Annotated in this window: 22 protein-coding genes and 1 tRNA gene; 15 read left to right on the top strand and 8 right to left on the bottom strand. The window is 61.0% G+C overall.

Annotated elements, in window-relative coordinates:
• On the bottom strand, positions 1-386 hold a 386-nt coding region (locus tag Q4P21_RS06390; RefSeq protein WP_303387965.1), incomplete at its 3' end, for an aminotransferase class III-fold pyridoxal phosphate-dependent enzyme.
• On the bottom strand, positions 379-1,467 hold the full coding sequence (gene bioB / locus Q4P21_RS06385; RefSeq protein WP_303387964.1) for a biotin synthase BioB: 1,089 nt from the start codon (positions 1,465-1,467) through the stop codon (positions 379-381). The genes bioB and Q4P21_RS06390, both read right to left, overlap by 8 nt.
• Before the next feature lie 194 nt (positions 1,468-1,661).
• Here bioB and Q4P21_RS06380 point away from each other — a divergent pair, with 194 nt between their 5' ends.
• From Q4P21_RS06380 to Q4P21_RS06365, 4 genes are all read left to right on the top strand, one after another.
• Positions 1,662-2,264: a TetR/AcrR family transcriptional regulator C-terminal domain-containing protein gene (locus Q4P21_RS06380; protein WP_303387963.1), complete on the top strand. Its 603-nt coding sequence runs from the start codon at positions 1,662-1,664 to the stop codon at positions 2,262-2,264.
• A 155-nt stretch (positions 2,265-2,419) separates the two neighbouring features.
• A complete protein-coding gene (locus Q4P21_RS06375; protein WP_303387962.1) occupies positions 2,420-3,625 on the top strand; it encodes a YihY/virulence factor BrkB family protein in 1,206 nt (401 codons plus the stop codon).
• 5 nt (positions 3,626-3,630) lie between these two features.
• On the top strand, positions 3,631-5,052 hold the full coding sequence (locus Q4P21_RS06370) for a mycothione reductase (protein WP_303387961.1): 1,422 nt from the start codon (positions 3,631-3,633) through the stop codon (positions 5,050-5,052).
• A gap of 93 nt (positions 5,053-5,145) precedes the next feature.
• Positions 5,146-5,961, top strand: a complete 816-nt coding sequence (locus Q4P21_RS06365; RefSeq protein ID WP_303387960.1) for a hypothetical protein — start codon at positions 5,146-5,148, stop codon at positions 5,959-5,961.
• A gap of 114 nt (positions 5,962-6,075) precedes the next feature.
• Here Q4P21_RS06365 and Q4P21_RS06360 read toward each other — a convergent pair whose 3' ends face one another.
• A complete protein-coding gene (locus Q4P21_RS06360) occupies positions 6,076-6,222 on the bottom strand; it encodes a hypothetical protein (RefSeq protein WP_303387959.1) in 147 nt (48 codons plus the stop codon).
• Between the two features lie 31 nt (positions 6,223-6,253).
• Between Q4P21_RS06360 and Q4P21_RS06355 the strand changes: the two genes are divergently transcribed.
• The 4 genes from Q4P21_RS06355 (at position 6,254) to Q4P21_RS06340 (ending at position 9,334) form a co-directional block, all read left to right on the top strand.
• Entirely contained in the window at positions 6,254-6,721 is a 468-nt protein-coding gene (locus tag Q4P21_RS06355; protein ID WP_303387958.1) for a class F sortase, read from the top strand.
• Between the two features lie 83 nt (positions 6,722-6,804).
• Positions 6,805-7,632 carry a hypothetical protein gene (locus Q4P21_RS06350; protein WP_303387957.1) on the top strand — a complete coding sequence of 276 codons (828 nt, stop codon included), beginning with the start codon at positions 6,805-6,807 and terminating at the stop codon, positions 7,630-7,632.
• 463 nt (positions 7,633-8,095) lie between these two features.
• The gene (locus tag Q4P21_RS06345; protein WP_303387956.1) at positions 8,096-8,659 is read left to right on the top strand and encodes a protealysin inhibitor emfourin; all 564 of its coding nucleotides are present in this window, start codon (positions 8,096-8,098) and stop codon (positions 8,657-8,659) included.
• A 108-nt stretch (positions 8,660-8,767) separates the two neighbouring features.
• A complete protein-coding gene (locus Q4P21_RS06340) occupies positions 8,768-9,334 on the top strand; it encodes a hypothetical protein (RefSeq protein ID WP_303387955.1) in 567 nt (188 codons plus the stop codon).
• A 33-nt stretch (positions 9,335-9,367) separates the two neighbouring features.
• On the opposite strand, the gene Q4P21_RS06335 is transcribed toward Q4P21_RS06340, so the two are convergent.
• The 4 genes from Q4P21_RS06335 to Q4P21_RS06320 all read right to left on the bottom strand — a co-directional run bounded on the left by Q4P21_RS06335 (position 9,368) and on the right by Q4P21_RS06320 (position 13,568).
• On the bottom strand, positions 9,368-9,829 hold the full coding sequence (locus Q4P21_RS06335; protein ID WP_303387954.1) for a DUF3817 domain-containing protein: 462 nt from the start codon (positions 9,827-9,829) through the stop codon (positions 9,368-9,370).
• A 101-nt stretch (positions 9,830-9,930) separates the two neighbouring features.
• The gene (locus tag Q4P21_RS06330) at positions 9,931-10,830 is read right to left on the bottom strand and encodes an oxygenase MpaB family protein (RefSeq protein ID WP_303387953.1); all 900 of its coding nucleotides are present in this window, start codon (positions 10,828-10,830) and stop codon (positions 9,931-9,933) included.
• A 367-nt stretch (positions 10,831-11,197) separates the two neighbouring features.
• Entirely contained in the window at positions 11,198-12,565 is a 1,368-nt protein-coding gene (locus tag Q4P21_RS06325; protein WP_303387952.1) for a glutamate decarboxylase, read from the bottom strand.
• 43 nt (positions 12,566-12,608) lie between these two features.
• Positions 12,609-13,568 carry a putative protein N(5)-glutamine methyltransferase gene (locus Q4P21_RS06320; protein ID WP_303387951.1) on the bottom strand — a complete coding sequence of 320 codons (960 nt, stop codon included), beginning with the start codon at positions 13,566-13,568 and terminating at the stop codon, positions 12,609-12,611.
• A gap of 49 nt (positions 13,569-13,617) precedes the next feature.
• On the opposite strand from Q4P21_RS06320, the gene Q4P21_RS06315 reads away from it, so the two are divergent.
• Positions 13,618-14,343 carry a DNA alkylation repair protein gene (locus Q4P21_RS06315; protein WP_303387950.1) on the top strand — a complete coding sequence of 242 codons (726 nt, stop codon included), beginning with the start codon at positions 13,618-13,620 and terminating at the stop codon, positions 14,341-14,343.
• A 24-nt stretch (positions 14,344-14,367) separates the two neighbouring features.
• On the opposite strand, the gene mptB is transcribed toward Q4P21_RS06315, so the two are convergent.
• Positions 14,368-16,005 carry a polyprenol phosphomannose-dependent alpha 1,6 mannosyltransferase MptB gene (gene mptB / locus Q4P21_RS06310; RefSeq protein WP_303387949.1) on the bottom strand — a complete coding sequence of 546 codons (1,638 nt, stop codon included), beginning with the start codon at positions 16,003-16,005 and terminating at the stop codon, positions 14,368-14,370.
• Positions 16,006-16,205: 200 nt separating this feature from the next.
• Between mptB and Q4P21_RS06305 the strand changes: the two genes are divergently transcribed.
• The 6 genes from Q4P21_RS06305 (at position 16,206) to Q4P21_RS06280 (ending at position 21,824) form a co-directional block, all read left to right on the top strand.
• Positions 16,206-17,603, top strand: coding sequence for a glycosyltransferase 87 family protein (locus tag Q4P21_RS06305; protein WP_303387972.1), 1,398 nt, complete (start codon positions 16,206-16,208; stop codon positions 17,601-17,603).
• A 145-nt stretch (positions 17,604-17,748) separates the two neighbouring features.
• Positions 17,749-18,594 (top strand): DNA/RNA non-specific endonuclease, encoded by an 846-nt coding sequence (locus Q4P21_RS06300; protein WP_303387948.1) that lies wholly within the window; start codon positions 17,749-17,751, stop codon positions 18,592-18,594.
• A 92-nt stretch (positions 18,595-18,686) separates the two neighbouring features.
• The gene (gene orn / locus Q4P21_RS06295; RefSeq protein WP_303387971.1) at positions 18,687-19,241 is read left to right on the top strand and encodes an oligoribonuclease; all 555 of its coding nucleotides are present in this window, start codon (positions 18,687-18,689) and stop codon (positions 19,239-19,241) included.
• A 176-nt stretch (positions 19,242-19,417) separates the two neighbouring features.
• Positions 19,418-19,490, top strand: a tRNA-His gene (locus Q4P21_RS06290).
• A 113-nt stretch (positions 19,491-19,603) separates the two neighbouring features.
• Positions 19,604-20,176, top strand: a complete 573-nt coding sequence (gene def / locus Q4P21_RS06285) for a peptide deformylase (RefSeq protein WP_303387947.1) — start codon at positions 19,604-19,606, stop codon at positions 20,174-20,176.
• A 181-nt stretch (positions 20,177-20,357) separates the two neighbouring features.
• A complete protein-coding gene (locus Q4P21_RS06280; RefSeq protein ID WP_303387946.1) occupies positions 20,358-21,824 on the top strand; it encodes a sugar porter family MFS transporter in 1,467 nt (488 codons plus the stop codon).
• The last annotated feature ends 33 nt before the right edge of the window (positions 21,825-21,857 follow it).

The following is a 21,857-nucleotide window of genomic DNA, read 5'->3' as shown; positions in this document are numbered from 1 at the left end:
GCCAGCTTCAGCGCCACTTCAACGGACACGGAACCCGAGTCGGCAAAGAACACATGCTCCAGCCCGGCCGGCGCCATGCGAACCAGCAGTTCCGCCAATTCCACGGCTGGCTGGTGCGTCAAGCCGCCAAACATGACGTGGGAGAACTTCGCTGCCTGCTCGGCCAGCGCCTCGTCAAGTACCGGGTTCCGGTAGCCATGCACCGCTGACCACCAAGAACTCATGGCGTCGACCACCTCAAAACGTTCCCCGTCCGCATCCTGAAGCTGCAGCTTTGTGCCGGATGCGCCCATCACCGCGTAAGGGGCCGGGCCGTCAAGCGGGGCATACGGGTGCCAGAGCAGGCCCTTGTCCCGGGCCACGAGCGAGCGCGTTTCCTCAAGCATTGGGGGCGAGCTGCGTTCCTGCACCACGACGGCGGATGGCAGGCTGGGAGCCGGCGGCAGCTCCGGCGTCGTGCAGGGAGGAACTGCCAGCGGCGGCGGGCTGTTGGCCAAGGACGGTGAAGCCGGCGTCGGCGATCATCGCCAAATCGTCCTGGCCGGGCTGGCCCTCGCTGGTGAGGTAGTCGCCCAGGAAGAGTGAGTTGGCGATGTTCAATGCGAGGGGCTGGAGGCTGCGCAGGTGCATCTCGCGTCCGCCAGCCATGCGCAGTTCCGCTGCCGGGCAGGCGAAGCGGACAAGAGCGAGAATGCGCACACACTGGGCCGGGCTCAGCAGCCACGTTCCTTCCAGCGGCGTTCCGTCAAAGGGCATGAGGAAGTTCACCGGGATGGAGTCGCTGCCGAGATCACGGAGGGCAAAGACGGCGTCGATGAGCTCATCATTACTTTCGCCCATGCCCACGATCAGGCCCGAACACGGAGAGAGTCCGGCTCCCTTGGCGGCCTCAACGGTGCGGACGCGGTCGGAGAATTCGTGGGTGGTGCAGATGTCCTTGTACTTGGATTCGCTGGTGTTCAAGTTGTGGTTGTACGCGTCCACGCCGCACGCCTTGAGCCGCTCGGCCTGGCCTTGTTTCAATATGCCGAGGCAGGCACAGACTTCAACATGGGGGTGTGCCTCCTTCAGCCCGTCCACCATGGTAGCCACGCGCTCCACGTCCCTGTCCGCGGGGCCCTTGCCGCTGGCCACCAAGCACACGCGGGAGGCACCGGCGGCGATTCCCGTTTCCGCCTGCTCAAGGACCGCTTCGGGTTTCAGCCACGTGTACTTCAGGATTTGTGCGGCCGAGCCCAGGCGCTGCGAGCAGTACGTGCAATCCTCCGGGCACAAGCCGGATTTGAGGTTCACAAGGTAGTTCACCTTGACCGTGTTGGAGAAGTGGGTGCGCCGCAGGCGTGCGGCGGCGGCCACCACATCCAACAGCTGATCATCGGTGGAATCCAAGATTGCGTGGGCCTCCTGGCGGGTCAGGGTGGCGCCGGACAGCTGCTGGTCGGCAAGGGACTGAAAGTTATTGAACACTGTTCAAGTATGGAAATTCATCGTTCCGCTGTCAAATGAACCACCCTGCCCCCACGGCGGCAATCTGGTTTTCCGTGTTGATTTTCGCTGGTCGGTGTGGGCTGACTGCGGAGTTGACGCGATGGGGCAAAATGGAGCTGTGTCGCGTGGGCTTTCACAACCTGCGCACGAAAGCCACGAAAGGACTGAAGCACATGGCGTTGACGCGCGAGCAGGTCATCGACACCGCGTTCAGTATTTTGCGCGATTACGGCATCGCCGACCTTTCCATGCGCCGCCTGGCCCGGGATCTCGACGTGCAGCCCGGCGCGCTGTACTGGCATGTGAAGAACAAACAGGACTTGCTCGGGGTTCTGGCGGTCATGATTCTTGCCCCGGTCAAGCCCCAGGACCTGGATGGGGCGGGAGCCGCAGCGGTGATCGAATCCCTGCGCCTGGCCTCCCGGCAAATCCGCGACGCCCTGCTGGCTGTGCGCGACGGTGCCGAAGTCGTGGCCCTGACACACACCTTGGCGCCACAATCACTCCCGGCGCTGCAACGCTTCACGGAAACCCTTGCTGCCGCCGGCCTCTCAGGCAGAAACCCTACCTGGACCGGCCGCGCGCTGGTGAACTACATTCTGGGCTCCGTCACGCAGGAGCAGACACAGAGCGGACTGTCCCAAGCTGGGTTGCTGGACAGTACTGCCCGGCCGGTGGACGACGCCGACGCGTTCAACTTTGGCCTCGAACTGCTGTTGGCTGGTGCCGCGGCGTTATTGCACAAAGAAAGCACTCAGCAGAGGGACTCTGGATAATCACCGGCGATGGACTGGTCTCCCCAACCCCGCTGAACGAAATGACTTCCCGCTACATCCACCCATACCGCGAACGGGTTGAAGTCAGGCGGAATGGATGGGCGCGCCGCAATCGATGGGCGCGCCGAAACCCGGCTCGCGGTAGTGTCTTGGACATGAATACGCACACGAAGTTCTCGGACATCGTCGATGACACGGCAGTTGACCACGCTGCTGCACCCGACCCGGATGACTCCCGCAAGCCGCAAAAAGTAGCCAGGATAAAAGCGAAGTCGTGGAAATATGTGGCCAAACGCTCGGTGGCCAAGTTCGGTGCGGACGCCTCAACCGACATGGCTGCATCCCTGACGTACTACGCAGTGTTGTCGCTGTTCCCGGCAATACTGGCGCTGGTTTCCATCCTCGGCCTGGTGGGTCAGGCCGAGGAAACCACCAAGGTGATGCTGAATCTGGTCGGACAGCTCACAGACCCGTCCATTGTGGAAACCATCAGCGGACCCGTGGAACAGCTGACAAGTTCCCGGGCAGCTGGCTGGACGTTTGTCTTGGGGCTCGCAACCGCGTTGTGGTCTGCCTCGAAATACGTCGGCGGATTCAGCCGGGCCATGAACCGCATCTATGGCACCGACGAGGGGCGCCCGGTGTGGAAGCTTCGCCCCGCACTTCTGCTGGTCACCTTGGCCGCAGTGCTCATGGTGGCCATCATGGCACTCCTTCTGGTGGTCTCCGGCCCCATTGCCAAGGTGCTTGGCGATGCCATTGGCTTCGGCGACACCGCCGTGACGGTCTGGAACATCGCCAAGTGGCCGGTGCTGGCGATTCTGGCCGTGGCACTCATCGCCCTGCTGTACTACTTCACCCCCAATGTGCAACAGCCGAAGTTCCGATGGATCAGTGTTGGTGCCGCCGTTGCACTGGTGGTGGCCGTGGCAGCTTCGGCCGGCTTCGGCCTCTACCTTGCCAACTTCAACAAGTACGAGAAAACTTACGGTGCCATCGCCGGAGTGATCGTGCTGCTGCTCTGGCTGTGGATCATGAACCTCGCCCTGCTCTTCGGCGCAGAAGTGGATGCCGAACTTGAACGTAGCCGCCAACTTCAGGCCGGCATCAAGGCAGAAGCCGAAATTCAGCTACCGCCGCGCGAAGTCACCGCCAGCCTGAAAAAAGCGGAGAAGGAAATGGTCCTGGTCGCTGAAGGCAAGCACCTGCGCAAAAAATTTGCCCCGGACTCGCCCGACGACGACGCCCGCAAGTCAGGCGAAGCTAAAACCCTGTTGTGGCTGGCGGGCATAGGCGCCGCAGTTCTTGCCGTTACCTCTTGGCGCAACCGCGGCAACCGCCAACACGAACAGATGGACTAACCCTCATGCAGCATTTCGATCTCGTCATCATCGGCACAGGCTCAGGCAATTCCATTCCCTGCCCCGAACTGGAGCACCTGAGCATCGCCATCGTCGAGGACAACCTCTTTGGTGGCACGTGCCTGAACGTTGGCTGCATCCCCACAAAAATGTTCGTCCACCCGGCCGAGCTTGCCGACGCCGCTCGCCACGGCAGGGCTTTGGGGGTGGACTCCCAGCTCACAGCCGTCGACTGGTTGGGCATACGGGATCGGATCTTCTCGCGCATTGACGGGATCGAGGCAGCGGGCAGGGCCTACCGCGAAAGCCCCGAGTGCCCCAACATCACGGTTTTCTCCGGCCATGGCCGCTTCACGGCGCCCGGTGAACTGCGCGTGTCAATGCACGACGGCGGCACCCAGGTACTCACGGGAGACCGGTTTGTGCTGGGGGCCGGCTCGCGCGCGCAAGTGCCCTCGATCGATGGCCTGCGCGAGCCGGGCGCCGCCTTCCACGCCACCGACACGATTCACACCTCAGACACGATCATGCGCATCGATTCGCTGCCAAAAAGCATCGCCATCTTGGGCGGCGGGTATGTTGCAGCCGAGTTTGCGAACATCTTTTCCTCCTTCGGCACACGGGTAACCCAGATAGTCCGTGGCCCGGCACTGCTGCGCCACCTGGACAGCGACGTCTCCGAACTGTTCACCAAGGAAACCGCCGCACGTCACGAATTATTGCTGAACACCGAGGTCAAACACGCGAAGGTGGGCGGGGCCGGCGTCGTGCTTGGCCTTGAGGGGCCCGGAGGCCAACAAACGCGCACCGCAGAGTTGTTGCTGGTGGCAACGGGCCGGCGGGCCAACGCAGACACCTTGAATGTTGCTGCGGCCGGGATTGACGTGGACAGGCACGGGAGGGTGGTGGTGGACGAGTTCCAGCGCACCACGGCGGACGGGATTTTTGCGCTCGGCGACATCTCCAGCGAGCACCAGCTCAAGCATGTGGCCAACCACGAGGCGCGCGTGGTGCAGCACAACCTCATCCATCCTGCCGCCATGATGTCCGCAGACCACCGCTTCATCCCGGCAGCGGTGTTTGGCGAGCCGCAAATTGCCTACGTGGGGCTCACCGAGGACCAGGCGCTTGGCCAAGGCGTCCCCTATGTCGCAAAAACCCAGGCCTATGCCGACATTGCCGCTGGCTGGGCCCGGGAAGATTCCGGCCATTTCCTGAAAGTACTGGCGGATCCTGCGACGGGTAAGTTGTTGGGCGCCCATGTCATCGGCCCCGACGCAGCCACCGTCATCCAGCCCCTGATCCAGGCCATGTCCTTCGGCCAGCGCGCCCACGATGTGGCGCGGGGGCAGTACTGGATCCACCCGGCGCTGAGCGAATTGGTGGAGAACGCGCTGCTGGGACTGCCAGCACCCACGGAACCGTAAGTAGACTCTTCCAATCCAAACCCGGGAGTGCTCCGAATCACAGGGTAGACGGATCCAACGATGGGCCGTCCACACTGTTCAAGGAGAAGTCCCATGAATAAGAAGTCAGCTTTACTCATTGCCCCGGCGCTTGCACTGGCAGCCATGACCTTTTCCAGCGGTGCGGCCATGGCGGCCGACAACGGAACCAGCACCTTTGAAACGAACCTGGGTGCCATCAACGGCAGGAACGCCACGGGCTCAGTCTGGATCACCCTCACCGGAGACCAGGCCACCGTGACGGCAAATGTCAGCGGTCTGGCAGCCACGTTCAACGGAGCGGCATACCCGCATGCGCAGCACATCCACATCGACGGCGCCGGCGTGTGCCCTGCACCCTCAGCGGACACCAGCGGCGACGGCGTCATCAGCACCACCGAGGGCGGCCCATCCTACGGCAAGATCGGCACCACACTCTCCACCAGCGGTGACACGAGCGACAAGGCGGCCCTGGACCTGGCCGTCGCAGGAATGGGCGCAAGCTACAAGTACGAGCGCACGTTCACCATGAACGCCGAAACGATCGCCTCCATGAAGGCCGGCAAGGCGGTAGTGGTGGTTCACGGCCTTGACCCCGCCACGCTGCCCGCCGCAGCACAGAAGGAAATGAGCGACCTGGCTCCAACCTTGCCGCTGGCTGCCACCTCGCCGGCGCTGTGTGGAACCCTCGCTGTCTCCCAGATGGCCGCCATGCCAGGTGGCGCCCCCGGAACAGGTGTAACCACGTCGCTTGCCCCGACCAACGCCTCAACCTCACCCGATGTGGCATGGTTTGTGGGTGGCGGAGCCCTGGTGTTGGCAGCCGGAGGTGCCTTGGCATTGGGCCGGAAGCGGACTGTGGCTGCACACAAGTCCACGGTTGCAAAGTAGCGGCGGCGATTTCTCCATGATCACCACCAGCAGTAGTCACGGGCGCCGCAGGGCGCCCGTGACTGCGGTTCTGCTTCTGGCAACGCTCACCCTGGGTGCTGCCGGATGCGGGGCTCAAGCAAATGCCTCCTCACCCATCTCGAGCCAGGTTTCCTCATCATCGAGTTCATCCGCACCTGCCAGTCCTCCAGGTGCGACGACCTCCACGACAGCTGCAGGCACGACGGCGGCCACTGCTGCCCCGTCCACAGCTCCCATCACGCAGCCGCCACCGGTTCCAGCCAAGGGACCCGTGCTGGCCGCTTCGGCTCCGATCTCATTGTCAGTGCCGGATATCGGCCTCACCACCCCCTTGTTGTCGCTGGGACGCGACGCCAAGGGCGAGGCAGAAGTTCCACCCGGTGAAGCTGGCTCCCCCGCCGGATGGTATAAATACTCGCCGACACCCGGGGAACGGGGTCCCTCCGTTATTTTGGGACACGTCAACACCACCACCATCCCCGAGGGGGTGTTTTACCGGCTCCACGAACTTAAGCCAGGCGAACAGTTCAGTGTGAGCCGGGCCGACGGCAGCGTGCTTGTTTTTGGCGTTGACCGAACCGAAATATTTCAAAAGGCATCCTTCCCCACACTGGCCGTGTACGGCAACACCGACAGGGCGGAGATCCGTCTCATCACCTGTGGCGGCTACGAACCCAGCACCGGGGACTTCGTCGAGAACACCGTGGTCTACGGACACTTGCTCTCCAGCACCAAGTAGCTGAGCGGTTCACCGACGCCAGCCGCCCACCCGTGTAGCCCGGCCACGGGCCACCTACTCTTCACGTTTTGGATTGGATTGTCATGAAGACGAAGCTCAGCATTTCCGCCGCAGTGGCCATGGCCGCCGCGATCGCCTTGGGCGGCTGTTCCGCAGGAGTGGGTGTGAACAGCGAAATGAACCACCCCGCACCGGTGGCATCCTCCGCCTCGGCCGCGCACACTGAAGGCGCAATGGCGTCGATGATCCATATTGAAGAGGGGAGGTTCCTTGACCCGAAGCCACTGGATGCCGGAACAAGCGTGAGTGTGATGAACATGGGCAGCACCACCGCCACTATTGTTTCAGACCAGGCCAGTGCCTTTTCCGTGACTGTCCCTGCCGGTGGAACGGCAGCCTTCAAGGCTCCGGCAAACCCCGGCAGTTACCCTTATCACAGCATGGAAGGGGACATGCACGGCGTCCTGACTGTGGTGGCAGGCCCCGCACCTGAGGCGGCAGCGATGGTGTGCGAGGCGGAAGCCAAAAATACCGTCAAGGACATCCTTGCCCTTCCTGCCGTTCCCCAACCGGTGAGCACATGGGACGGCACCACCTACACGTGCACCTATCCGCTGGCCGCAGGCAACTTCGTGATGAGCGTGAGCGTGGCGGAAACGCCGGAAAAAGCAACCGAAGCAGCACAAAAATTGGCGGCCTCCCTGTCAGCTGCCCCCATCGTGGGCTTGGCCAACCTGGGCTTGCCCGGCTACCAATCACAAGCAGGAAACGTCATCTTCGCCAAAGACAATATGACCTTGCATGTAGACGCCACGGCGCTGCCTGCCCGTGTTGGACCGCACGACGTGTCAGCGGCCAGTTTCGCCTATGAAATGTCCACCACGATCCTGGGCTGCTGGACCCACGGCTGATGAACCAAAAGCAACGCAGTCAACGAGGCAGTTCCGAAGTGAGAACTTGATGGACATCTCACAGGAAATCACTTCAGGCACGATCAACATCCCCCTACCCTTCTTGGAACCGATGAAGTCTTCGGCCAGTCGCACACGACGGCAGGTACGGATAATGCCGAAGTTCTGCGGCCTGTGATCGCCAGCCAACGTCAGTCTCGTCTCCTTGGAAACAAAAGGTCCTGCATCACCCTGCATTCCCCCCACCAGGGATCAAACCGAGACCGGGACGGCCGACTGGGGAACTTACAGTTGGTGCAACGCCGCGACGGGGTCCGTTACTTGCGCTCGCCGACATCCCACGTTCGCGGAGGCCACGGCAGTGAGGTGCCGGGGCACGATGATGACCCGCCATGGCGGGTTCTGGCAATGCCCCCTACAATGAGGCCTACATGCTCGTGAACAGCTATTCAGGGGGTACAACATGTCAAATCCAAATCACAACGCCGTCAGTGCTTTGACGGCAGTGTTGACCATGGCGGCAGAGGGCGGAAATCCCCACGAAGTCGAAGTCGAATCGATGGTGGCCCTTCCGTACGGGAAGTTCAACAGTGTTGGATACCTCGTGACAATCCGCAATTCCTCACCCTACTTCGTGGACCCCAATGAAAAGGTTCGCCGTCTTGACATTCCCTCACATGCCTTCATGGATGGCGAGTTGGAAGTCGACTTCCGGATGGTTGGCGGCTTCGCAGGTTTTGACGACACACTGCGCCTCAGCGAACACGACGGCACGCTCACCATCAACGACGCAGCCGAGCTGTGGGAGCTGATTGACTTAGTAGGTTTTGAAGCGGACAAAGGATCCGGTGAGCCGCCCCACCCGGACGGATTTACGTACACCATCACCGTTGGGACGGGCCGCCGTCACCGCACCGTTGTCGCCGCAGAAAGCGCCGACCGTGAATTGTTGGAACGGCTTGCCCCTCTCATTGACTGGCTCACGGCACGCACTTCATCACGTTTCCCAAAGCCCGCCCTGGACTAGCTTCACAAACTCGACCGGGGTAGGCCCGTCACACACAGGGGCGAACCATGACGATGCGCCACGAAATGATCTCCATTCGCCTCTCAACCGCTAATCAGGGGGTAGGTAATGAACGTTTCAGAGCACGCTGCCGTCATCGCTTTGAATGCAGCACTGGATGCCGCCGGACAGGACAAAAACCCACGTGACACCCACATGGAATCCTTGACAGCCCATCGCCGCGATCCCGCAGGCACTGCGGGCTATCTCGTGTCTATCAAGGGCACGTCCCCATATTTTGTCGGCTCAGACGGAAAAGCCCAACACGTCGACATCGACTCGTTCCTGCAGTCTGAGACGGAGCTTAGGGTGTATTTCGCCAAGGCCGGCGGAATTGTCGGCAAAAAGGTGACGTTGAGCCTCAGCAATCGTGACGGGACCCTGACCACGGAGGCGGAGTCCGAATTGCGGACGCTGATCAACAACGTTGACTTCTTCAATGCAAGCCAAAGCAACCCCGGTTCCATGATCTTCGACGGCTACAGCTACTCCGTCACCGTTGCGATGGGCCACCGCAGCCGAACCATCGACGCCGAGCAGGGAAGCGACAGCGAGATGCTCGGCAAGATCGGCCCACTCCTTGCCTGGCTTGAAGCCCGGGCGCCGTCACTGCTCCCCAAGATCATCCTGGACTAAATTTTTTCTGGCTGACCCGACGGACCGAGTTTTTTAGGCGCGGCCGCCGGGAGGGCCGACAAAGAGCATGGTGGCCATGATCCCGCCAACAAACACCACGAAAACGACGCTCAAAAGCACCGGGCGGTTGAGCATCCAGCGCAGTACGACATCGACCCAATGACCGTCACGGGCGTGACCGGTGGACGTGGTGCGCCAGCCGCCGTCGAGCCGTTCCTTTCTCTCCAACCACCGGTCAAAGGGGATGGTGAGGTACGGCACAAAGGCGGTGGCTGCGGCGCCAACAATCAGCTTGGTGGGCCAGCGCTGGTTCAATCCGACCAGGACCGCGGTGGTGACGTAGGAGATGAACACCAGTCCGTGGGCAAAGCCGCCCAGGGTGACGGGCCAGTCGCCCATCTTCAACGCGTATTTCATGATCATGCCAGTAATCAGCAACGTCCACGTAACGGCTTCGGCGATGGCGATGGAGCGGTAAAAAGTGCGTGGCGTCATGGGCTGAAGTCAGTCCTTGCATAGTTGTGGGGAAGCTTGCTGGCGGAACATGGCGGGCACAAATGGCCGTATTCAGCCTAGCTGGCTTTGCTGGGTGGAGCCTACACACCCAGCCGGATACGCCGGGCCCGCGCTGATGCTTCGCTGGGTCCAGGGGATCCTAAACTCCAGCGGACGACGCTGAGAACGCCTTTTGTGGGCACCGTCACCGGTAGCGGAATAGGGCCAAGTCTCGGTGTGCTCAACTTGAGCAGTTCCTTGTATCCCGGGGGCAGGGAAGCCACTGCTGCGGCAAAAAGCACCTTGTAGCCGCCTTGCTGCGAGCGCGCCAAGGGCGGGTTCCTGATGAAGGCCACCGTTTCAGCAACGGTTTCGTCGTAGCGCAGCTCCTTGGTGAAGGAGGCGAGCTGATCATCGAGCCCGCTGACGGTGGTGGGTGGGTTGTCCACCTGCATGAGCGCGCCGGCCACCGCCCAGTCCGCCACATAAGCATCCGGGCCACCAGGGATGGGTCCGCCGTAGGCTTCATGGGTTGCCAGGAAGGCTTGGGTGAATGCCAAGTGGATCCATCGCAGCAGATCAGGATCATTGGCGGTGTACGGACGTACTTCCCCACTGTTGGTGTTGTAGCTCCCGCGAATGTGCTCGTGAATGCGCAGCACCTTGTCCGATGCCTGCCGGGCAGCCGCGGTGTCCCCATAAGTAAGCGTGAAGATCCAACGGATGGTTCCGGCCAGCCTGCCAAGAGGATCGCTGCGGTAGCTGGAGTGGTCATGGACGCCTGCGAGCGCACCCGGGTGAAGCGCCTGGATAAGCAAAGATTGGATGCCGGCCACAAGCGTCGTCATCGACCCGTGGACAGCCCAAGCAGCCGAATCGGGACCAAAGTAGCCGCCGTCGTCGCCCTTTTCCAAGTCAAGTTCCCATTGCGGGATGGTGGGGGCATTGTTGCTGAAGGTGCCGCGCAGTTCCGAGCGCCACTTGGACAGAGGGTTTTCCATTCCTTTAGTCTCTCCCGCTTACCTGGATGTTTGCATGCACCGCCGAAGTCCGGGATGGGCTGGGTGCCTGTCCACTTCCGGCACATGACAAAAGGGCATCGAGAGACCACAATGAAAGTCACCCCGCGTGGTGCATAATTGCCCGGCGGCACAAGAGAAAGCATACCCATGACCAACTCATCAGCTTCCAGCGCAAAGCATCCCGATACTCCCGACGAGGACTCCACACCGCCACGGGAACACAGTGAAAAACCCGCTGAAGGCGGTGTTGGCCAGAAAAAACCTGAGCCCCGCGTACACTCCCAGGACCCGGCAGAAGGGCCAGTTGAAGAGAGCTGAACGGCTGACTCAGCTCTCTTGCACCGAATCAGTGGTGAAATCCGACGCTGTCATCCCGTTGCCCTGAAAGCCGTGCCACCGACTTGGCGAGATCGGCCAGGAACATGGAAGCCAAGTCAAAGGTGAAACCGTTGCGCACCACCACGCGCAGCACATGCACATCGGCCATGCCTTCGGGCATGGGGTAGGCAGGCACAATCCATCCAAAGCTGCGCAGCTCATGCGAGAGGTCGTACACGGAGTAGCCATCCGGCGTCGTCAGTTTGAAAGCCAGGACCGGTAATTCGTTGCCGCGACTGAGCAGCGTAAACGGCCCCATTCCCTCCACTCCCGTGGCAATGGCACCGGCGATCTCCCGGCATCGCGACTGGATGCGTTGGAATCCGTCAAAGCCGTACCGGACGAGTGTGTAGTACTGGGCGATCACCTGGGCGGCGGGACGGGAAAAGTTCAGTGCGAACGTGGGCATGGATCCGCCCAGGTAGTCGACGCTGAAGATCAAGTCTTCCGGCAGCTCCTGAGCACTTCTCCACAGCACCCAGCCAACGCCGGGATAAACAAGTCCATACTTGTGCCCGGAGGCGTTGATGGACTTGACCCGCTCCAACCTGAAATCCCACAGAAGCTCTGTGTCCAGGAATGGCGCAATGAAACCGCCCGATGCGGCGTCAACGTGCATCGGCACATCCAAGCCCGTGCTTGCGGCGAGCTCATCCAGGGCCGCGGCAATCTCCGCAACGGGTTCATAGGAGCCGTCAAACGTTGAACCCAGCACGGCCACCACACCAATGGTGTTTTCATCGCAGGCGGCAGTGGCCTGGGCTGCGGTCAGATGCGTGGCGCCCTCGAGCGGGATCAGCCGTGCCTCGACGTCCCAGTACCTGGCGAACTTTTCCCAGCACACCTGCACATTGGCACCCATGACGAGGTTGGGTTTGCTGGCATCGAGCCCGGCGGCCTCTCTGCGGGCACGCCAGCGCCACTTCAGTGCCAGACCTGCCAGCATGGCTGCCTCCGAGGAGCCTGTGGTGGAACAGCCCATGGCACTGGCCTCCCCGGCGGGCTCCGGTGCGTGCCACAGATTCGCCAACATGTTCACGCAGCGACGCTCAATTTCGGCCGATTGCGGGTACTCGTCCTTGTCGATGATGTTCTTTTCCAAGGAGGCTTGAATCAATTCAGCTGCCTGGGGTTCCATCCACGTGGTCACGAACGTGGCAAGGTTCTGGCGCGCATTGCCGTCAAGCATGAGCTCGTTCTGAATGAACTGCATCGCGGCGTCTGCATTCTGGGTGCCAGGCGGAAGCGTGTGCTTGGGAATGGTGCCCATGCTCGAGTCGAACGCGCTGTCGAGAGTGGTCTTCTCGGCTTGGCTGTGATGGCGATGCAGGCTCATGCAGGTCTCCTCGGTGGGGCGGACTGGCTCCAATATCCCGAGGCTAGCCGGTTCCCCACCTCTTGGCTGGTTTCGCGGCCTTTATGAAGACTTTTCCGGGAGCTGCAACCGGGGCCGGTGACAACCTGCCTGCCACAACAGTGCCGCCCAACTCCTCGCTCGTTGAAACGCTGACGCTGAATCCTTGGCTGACCAAAATGGCGGCGGTTGTTTCGGCCTGACGGGCACTGGATTCAACGAGCAGTATGCCGTCCTTGCCCAGCCACAGCGGTGCTTGGGCGGCAATGCGGCGGTGCAGCGCAAGACCATCAGCGCCGCCGTCAAGCGCCGCCATGGGCTCGTAAACCCTCGCTTCCCGGGGCATGAAGGCGATGGCTTCGGTGGGGACATACGGTGCGTTGGCCACAATAACGTCAAAGCTGCCCTGCAGGCTGTCCGGGACCGGATCAAACAAGTCACCGCAATAGACTTTCCCGCCGAATGCTGCCACGTTCTGTGCCGCACAAGCCAACGCCACAGGATCCACGTCCGCAACATGGAGTTCACAGTCAGGAAGTGAACGGGCCAGCGCCGCACCAACGGCTCCGCTGCCGGTGCACAGGTCCAAGATTTTCAGCTGACGTTCCCCACAAGGGTGGCCAGCGAGCTCAGTGAGGGTTTGGCGAACAAGGAACTCACTGCGGCGTCGGGGCACAAACACCCCAGGGGCAACAACCATGCGCAAACCACAAAATTCTGCCCACCCCACAAGGTGCTCCAAGGGAATTCCAGCCACGCGCTGTGCGATCATCCCCTCCAGTTCGGCCCGTGTTCGGCAGGCACCCATCAAGATAGCGGCTTCGTCCTCGGCGTAGACGCACCCGCCCGCTCGAAGGGCCGCTACCAGATCGCGGCCAGCCCCTTCGGTGGCATCTAATGTGGCAGCACTGAGCGTGGCAACTCTGGGTTCCGCGCTGGATTTCTCGATGGGTTCCCTGACTGGTGGCCACGCACTGTGCTCCATACCAACCACATGGTAGTCCCCTCCATTGCAACCCAGCTAGGCTTTTGCCATGGCCCCGGCACAATCAACCCAAACACCATGGAGTCGCCCAACAGACTCCCTCAACACCGCCTTCTTGGCTGGGCTCCGTCCTGCACTGGCAGGCGTTGCTGTTCCGGAAAAGTCCGAAGGCATGGCAGCGTACATGAAGTCGAGCATGCCGTTTCTGGGCGTGCCATCCCCCACCGTGCGCAAGACGGTGCGGGCCCTGGCCAAAACGCACCCGTTCACGGACGTGGAACAACTCCATGGCACCGTCTCCGCACTGTGGCACAATGCCAGCTTCAGAGAAGAGCGGTACGCCGCCATCATGCTTACGGACTCCCGCCTTGGCAGGGGTGAGGTGGGGCTCCTGCCGTTCTACGCCGTCGTGATTGAAACCGGGCAGTGGTGGGACTTTGTGGACACCGTGGCACCGCGGCTGTGGGAACTATTGCAAAACCATCGCACAACCATGGATCCGCTGCTGCGTGAATGGAGCATGCACCCAAATTTTTGGTTCCGCAGGGCTGCCGTCATCTCCCAACTGCCGGCGAAGGTCGAAACGGACACGCAGCTACTCAACGACGTCATCACCGTGAATATGGCGGACCGGGAGTTTTTCATCCGGAAGGCAATTGGCTGGGCGCTGCGCCAATACGCCCGGACCGACCCGGACTGGGTGCGCAACTATGTGGCCGCCCATGAGGGGCAGCTCAGCCCGCTGTCCAGCCGCGAAGCACTCAAGCGACTCTGAACTGGCGTGCGCCAGCGGCCCGGCTCAGCGCTCAGTGACAGAGTCAGCGGCACGCCGAGGCATGAACAGCCCGCGCGTCTGCCTGTCCCAAAACATGACATAGAGCACGCCCAGCAGCCCCACCCCAATGGCCACCGAACGAATCAGTACCAGCGGGATCCATGGGAACACGCTGATCTGGTCCGACAAGGCAATCAGGATGAAAAACGCGCCCAAGTAGAACACCAGCCTCTCCTGCCAGCCTTCCGCAATGCCGGTGACGGTGAAAAAGCCCAACAGCCACAGCATGTACCAGGGCTGGATGGCCGGCGCCAGCAGCACGACTGCAGCAAACCCCCATGCCATGCGCCGCAGCACGGCTTGGCTGTATCGCTGTGTTTCATCCAAGGTTTCGCCGGTTGGTGTGCTCAGCTGCGGCGAAATCTTGAAGAAGGCCAACGCCATGACGATCAAGATGGAGATAACCACGCAGACGGTTTGGATGCCGCTGGTCACCGTCGAACCGGTCCCGCCAAAGAAGGACACCACACCGCCGGCAACGTTCGAAAACAAGCCTACAGGCGCATACAAATGCCACACCGTTCCGGATGTCCGCAACGCGGCCAACCAGCCGAAACCAAGCCCGTTGGTGGCACCCATGGCGCCCAAGAGCGCCGTCGCAATTCCCAGTGTGGCCGCCCAGAGGCCAAATTTACGGAGCCATCCAGCCTGCGAGCCCGCCCACAGCAGACCCACAAATGGCAGCGCTATCAACGTGATGGGCTTGATGGCAATGGAGGCAGTGACAAGCAGTATCCCGACCACCGGATGTTTGGCTGATGCATAGTAAATACCGGCCACAACAAGTCCGAGCATGAGTGAATCGTTGTGGACACTGGCCACAAAATTCATCAGTACCAAGGGGTTCAACACTGCCAACCACACTGCGCGATTCGGGTTGAAGCCATGACGGGCCGCAAGTTTTGGCACATAGATGAATAACAGAATCACACCGGCCAGGCTAGCCAGGCGGAACGGAATCAAAGCGATTTCCGGACTGTTGGCTGGCAGCATTACAGCGAGATGCTCAATCCAAAGCCACATCGGACCGTAGGGTGTGGGCGCTTCGGTCCACATGGTGTCCGGGCCCAGCAGGAAGTAGTTATTGAGCGCTGAGATGCCGTTGGTGTACGGGTCAAGGCCCTGCTGCATGAGCCTGCCCTGGCCAATGTAGGCGTAAGAGTCGCGGCTGAACACCGGCAAGGCGAACATCATGGGTATCACCCACAAAATCAGCGCCTTCTTCAACACCGCCGCCGAGTCAGGACCCCACCCGGCCAAGTGCTGGCGAAGCCGCAGCCAGGCGCGGAAAATCAGCACAGCCCCCACGCACAGCAGCACGGTTGCCACCACAACAGCCACAGGCGTGGTTCTAGCCAGGATGAACAGCGGGTTGCGGATCAATACGGAACTGCTGGCCAGCCAACCAATGCCAAAGGAACCCAACGTGAGCATGACTGATCCCGCAAAACCCTGCCAGACAGCTGAGTCTGCAGTTCCGGTACGGAAAGGAAGCTTAGCTAACACCTTGGTCTTCACCTCCGGCCGGACCACGCGCGTGTTGGTCAACAACTTGTCTCCTGTACTTTTCGATCCCTCCATGGGCGGGTCTGGCCCTTCCATGTCTGGACTCTCCGGTGTGTCTGCCGGGCAGCCCGGGAACCAGCGGGGTGCTGCGCTAACATATAAGCAGTCAGGACACCGTTCTTGGCATTCTACCCACACTGGCCGGGCAGTTTCTGAGAAAAGTCGCTGCGGGACTCTCGGCATCCGCCCCGCGTGCGTGTTGCCTTGGCCGCCCCCATCTCAAGAAGGACCCGACCATCTCCACGGATACGTTTTTTGACAGCCTTGCCCGCTTCCGGAACGCGCTGCTTCCCGTACGTGTCCAGAAATGGCTGAAATCGCCCCAGGGACTTTGGGTGGTTTTTGCCGCGCTCCACGGCACAGCGCTTGTCATCGCGGGCATGCAATCGCTACGCGGTGAAGCATACAGCGACACAGGAATCTACCGCGTCTGGGCCTCTGTTGGCTTCGACGAGACGCGCGTTCTCGGTCCAAGCCCGTGGGTCTATCCCATCCTTGCCCTTATCCCCATGGCGGTTTCCTACGTGTTGGGCAGTGGCCCGTTCCTGTTCATCTGGGTTTTGATGATTTCCGTGCTGAACGCCCTGGCTGTGGGCAAGCTCACCAGCTGGGGCAAGAAACGGCAGGCCATTCCGGCCGCGCTGTGGTGGCTTGCTTTTTCCACCGTGATGGCGTGGCTCGGCTTTGCCCGTGTTGATGGTCTCACCGCGCCGGTGGTGCTCATCGCACTGTCCCTGGGCGTCGCCAGTCCTTTCCTAACCTCCTTCATTCTCAGCGTGGCGACATGGACAAAAGTCTGGCCAGCCGCCGTCGTGCTTGCGCTTTTCACCGTGGTCAAGCAGCGGGTGCAGGTGGTGTTGGCGGGCGTGCTGGTCACCGCGTTCGTCGTGGTGCTGGCCTTGAGCATGAACGCATTGCCGAAATTGTTGAACTTCCTGCTGGAACAAGGCGACCGCGGAATGCAGCTTGAAGCCACGTTCACAGCCCCGTGGTTGTGGATGAGTGTGCTGGGCTTGGGTGGGGCGCACATGTACATGAACGAGGAGATCAACTCCATGCAGGTCGATGGGCCTGGTTCCGAGGTCATGGTAGTGCTGATGCAGCCGCTGCTCATTGTTGCCGCACTGCTCGTGGCCGTCCTCATTTTTTGGGCCCTGCACACGGGTAAGCGCAACGGTGGCGCAGACCGCACGGCCTTGCTCCTCTTCGGCTCACTGGCCCTGATCACCGCTTTTGTGGTGTTCAACAAGGTGGGGTCCCCGCAGTTCATGGTGTGGCTGGCTCCACCGGTCGCTGTCGGTCTGGCACATCAGTGGAAGGCGTGGCGTGTTCCAGCCACCATGCTCATAGCTGTGGCCGTGTTGACCTACCTTATATACCCGTTGTTCTACACCGCGCTCTCCCACGACAATCCAGTCATGGCAGCTGTGCTGACAGGGCGCAATCTGCTGCTGGTGGTCTTGTTCGTGTGGAGCGTGCGTCAACTGTTTTTGCTGGGCCGCAACCCCGCTCTCATCCCCAAGCACGACGCCGGAGCCCCCTTAGCGGCTGATGCAGCTCCCGCTGTGGAACAGCCAACCGGTATGCCCGGACTTGCAACAACGGCAACAACGGCAACGACCAAGGAGTCCTAAGCTTCCTTACCCGGCCCTTACCCGGTTGCCCGACCGCGGTAGGGAACGCGCGGCTCCACTATCAATGCAAGCCGTTGGCTCCTACGCTGGGGACATCAGCCGGTCAGTCCACGTGGCTGCACCCTCTAGGAAGCAGGTGATCAGGATGCCACCCAACACCCTCGAACCCCAGGAATCCATCCAACGTTCTGGATATGTTGCTGATTTTCTTGGAACCTGTGTTCTGCCACCTAGTCTGGAACCAGACATCCAAAGTGATGCGGTTTTATGGGAGGGCAAGGAGTTCATCCCCTACACACATTTTTCGTTGTCGATGAGTAAATCGAGGCATTTTGCCCGCTGGGTTGCCTGGAACATTGACGGGGATGGCATGAAACTCATCAGTCGTGCCGGGCTTTCCTTCAGCAAGGATCCCCGGTTGCCGGCTGAGTTTCAGGTGGGCAATGAGCTGTATAGCGGCAACCGGCTGGACCGCGGGCATCTGGCACGCCGTGCGGACCTGTTGTGGGGCGAACTGTCTGAGGCGCAACAGGCCAATCGGGACTCTTTCTTCTACAGCAACATCACCCCGCAGATGGACGAGTTCAACCAGAGCAGCCAAAACGGTATTTGGGGACGCTTGGAAGACGCCCTCTACGAGGATGTAGACGTTGAAAACTTGAGGGTCAACGTCTTTGCCGGCCCTGTCTTTCGCACTGATGACCGCATTTACCGCGGCGTGGCGCTGCCATCGGAGTACTGGAAAATGTTGGTTTTTCAGGATCAAGGCGTTTTGAAGGCCCGCATGTTCCTGCTGACCCAGGATCTGGACCAGCTGCGGGCCATTCTGGCATTGGATGAGTTCAGGGTCTACCAAATCACGCTGAGTGAACTCCAAGAGCGCACACAGCTCCGTTTTCCATCGGTGCTGAACCTTGCCTGCGCCATGCCCGCCATGCGTGTTCTCGGCGAAAGGGAACCTCTGGAATCGGCGGCAGACATCACGTGGTGACCGAGCCGGGCTGAATCTAAAGCATGCGACGTTCGCGGTACATTGGACAGGTGGCTATTACTAATGAACGCATTGTGTGGATTGACTGTGAGATGACCGGCCTGGATGCCGTCAATGACGCCCTGATCGAGGTCGCGGCGCTCGTCACGGATTCAGAGTTGAATATTTTGGGTGAGGGGGTCGACGTCGTCATCAAGCCCAGCGACGAGTCGCTGGCCCAGATGGGTGACTTTGTTCGCGACATGCACACCTCCTCGAAGCTGCTGGATGAACTGGCCGGCGGAACCACCATGGAAGACGCCCAGGCCCAGGTGCTCGACTACATCAAAAAGTACGTGCCCGTTGCTGGCAAGGCCCCGCTGGCTGGCAACTCGATCGGCACCGACAAGGTGTTCCTGAGCCGCGACATGCCAGAGTTGGTGGAGCACCTCCACTACCGGGTCATCGATGTTTCCACCATCAAGGAGCTCTCCCGCCGCTGGTTTGCCCGCGCCTACTTCCAGTCGCCGGCCAAGACTGGCGGCCACAGGGCGCTGGGCGATATCAAGGACAGCATCAACGAGCTCAAGTACTACCGAGAAGCCGTTTTTGTGCCGCCGCCAGGCCCCAGTTCCGCCACTGCCAAGAAGATTGCAGCCAAGTTCTAGCAGCGCATTCCTTGATCTATCAAGGAATTTCCACTGCTCATAAGCGATCTAGCTCACATTTTTGCCAGAAGATCTGATTTTGGTCTTGACACCATTTTTGATCAGGTAGACTAGTCGTCGTTGCCACAAGCGCAGCGGACATCTGCAAAGATGAAAGCTGTTTTGCGGCGGACATGGTGGGATTAGCTCAGTTGGCAGAGCGCCTGGTTGTGGTCCAGGAGGTCGCGGGTTCAACCCCCGTATCTCACCCCTTGTGTGGTTCCCGTGGAATCACGAAACACCCCGGTCATTTGATCGGGGTGTTTTTCATTGTCAGCATGTGCAAAACGTAAAAAGTATTCCAGCCTGAAAAGGAAGCCGTCATGACGATCCGCCCCGTGACCATTTTGGGTGAGCCTGTGCTTCACCGCCGCGCTGATGAGGTCAAGGCCTTCGATGAGGACCTGAAGTCGTTGGTCGCTGACATGTTCGACACCATGGACGCCGCCAATGGTGTGGGTCTGGCCGCTCCGCAGATTGGCGTGGGTCTGCGCATTTTCACTTACAAGATGGAGAACGACGACGGCGTCCCTCCCCGCGGCGTTCTGGTCAACCCCACGCTGACGGTGGGTAAGATCTCCGGCAACGCCCCGGACCCCGACGACGAGGTTGAAGGCTGCCTCTCGGTTCCCGGAATCGACTTTCCGCTGAAGCGGGCCGATTGGGTCCGTGTGCGCGGCTTTGACGTGGACGGCAACCCACTGGATTTTGAGGCAAGCGGCTGGTTTGCCCGCTGCATGCAGCACGAAAACGACCACCTCGACGGCAAGCTCTATGTTGACCGCCTCAATGCCCGCTACGCAAAGAAGGCCAAGCGGGCAGCAAAGAGCAACGGCTGGGGAGTTTCAGGTTTGACGTGGATGCCCGGGGTCGACCCCGATCCGTTCGGCCACTGACCCGCATTCTCGTTTCCCCCTTGCGTGAGCTACCTCGCATGAGTCTTTTCTCACGCGTTGCTGTGGGGTGAATAGTGCCTTGAGGCGGCCCGGCCGGGCGTATCTTGGCCACTGGGGAAATTCACCCACCAGTCTTTCAACACCGGCCGCGCCCTCCCTGTTGCGGCCGCAAAGGGGCAGCATGGCCAGCAAGACAACGCTGAAATCAACCACCACTCACCCTTCGAGAAATCCTGGAATTCCCCGCAAAGTGGTGGGGCTGGCCGTGGCTGGGGCGGTGGGTGGGTTCCTCTTCGGTTTTGACGCCTCGGTGGTCAACGGAGCCGTCGACGCAATCCAAGGCCAGTTCAAACTTGGCGATGCACTCACGGGCTTCACCGTCGCCGTCGCACTTTTGGGCTGCGCCCTCGGCGCCTGGATCGCAGGCAAGCTCGCGGAGGCCAAGGGTCACATCCCCGTCATGAAGCTGGGCGGCATCCTGTTCCTGGTCAGCGCCCTCGGCACCGGGTTCGCCTTCAGCGTGGCAGACCTCATCGTGTGGCGGTTTGTCGGTGGTATTGGCATCGGCCTTGCCTCCGTCATAGCACCGGCGTACATCTCCGAAATTTCACCGCGCAGGCACCGCGGCCGACTGGCCTCCCTGCAGCAGTTGGCCATCACCATCGGCATCTTTGCAGCGCTGCTCTCCGACGCGCTGTTCGCCAACGCCGCCTCGGGGGCTGCGCAGGAACTCTGGTTTGGCTTGGCTGCCTGGCGGTGGATGTTCCTGATCGGCGTGGTACCGGCCATCGTGTACTACGCCGTTGCCCTGGCACTCCCCGAGTCCCCGCGCTTCCTGGTTCAGCAAGGCAAGGAAGAGCAGGCGGCGGAACTTTTCAAAACCATCGCCCCAGGTGAAGACCAGGAGCGCATCATCCGGGAGATCAAGGCCGCTGCCAAGGAGGATTCCTTTTCCGCCAGGAAGGGATCGTTGCGCGGTAGCCGCTTTGGCTTCATGCCCGTGGTCTGGATCGGCATCATCCTGTCCATGCTGCAGCAGTTTGTGGGCATCAACGTCATTTTCTTCTACTCCTCCACGCTGTGGCAGGCAGTTGGATTCCAGGAGAAGGACTCACTGGCCATCTCCGTCGTGACGGCGCTGGTGAACGTCCTTGTCACTCTCGTCGCCATTGCCCTGGTGGACAGGATCGGGCGCCGGCCCATCCTCTTGACCGGATCCATCGGCATGGCACTTTCGCTGGGAACCATGGCCTTGGCGTTCTCCTCGGCCACGGGAACAGGTGCCGACATCAGCCTGCCCGGGGCCTGGGCTCCCACTGCGCTGGTCGCCGCCAACATTTTCGTCATCTGCTTCGGGGCCTCGTGGGGACCCCTTGTCTGGGTTTTGCTCGGAGAGATCTTCCCTGCCCGCATCCGCGCCCGGGCCCTGGGCCTGGCCGCCGCCGCGCAGTGGATTGCCAACTTCCTTGTCACCCTCAGCTTCCCGGTCATGGCGTCGGTTTCACTGCCACTGACCTATGGGATGTACGCCGTGATCGCTACGGCGTCATTCTTCTTCGTGATGTTCAAGATCCCGGAAACCAATGGCATGTCCCTGGAACAAGCCGAGACGCTGTTCGTCAAGAAGCCCAAGGCCCGCAAGCCCTGATCGTGGCCGCTGGACCTGCGTGCCGTTGTCCCG

Origin of the sequence: Arthrobacter sp. (assembly GCF_030540645.1) — a bacterium.
Classification (GTDB): Bacteria; Actinomycetota; Actinomycetes; order Actinomycetales; family Micrococcaceae; genus Specibacter.
The sequence above is the reverse complement of the archived record's forward strand: the minus strand, read 5'-3'. Positions and strand labels throughout refer to the sequence as shown.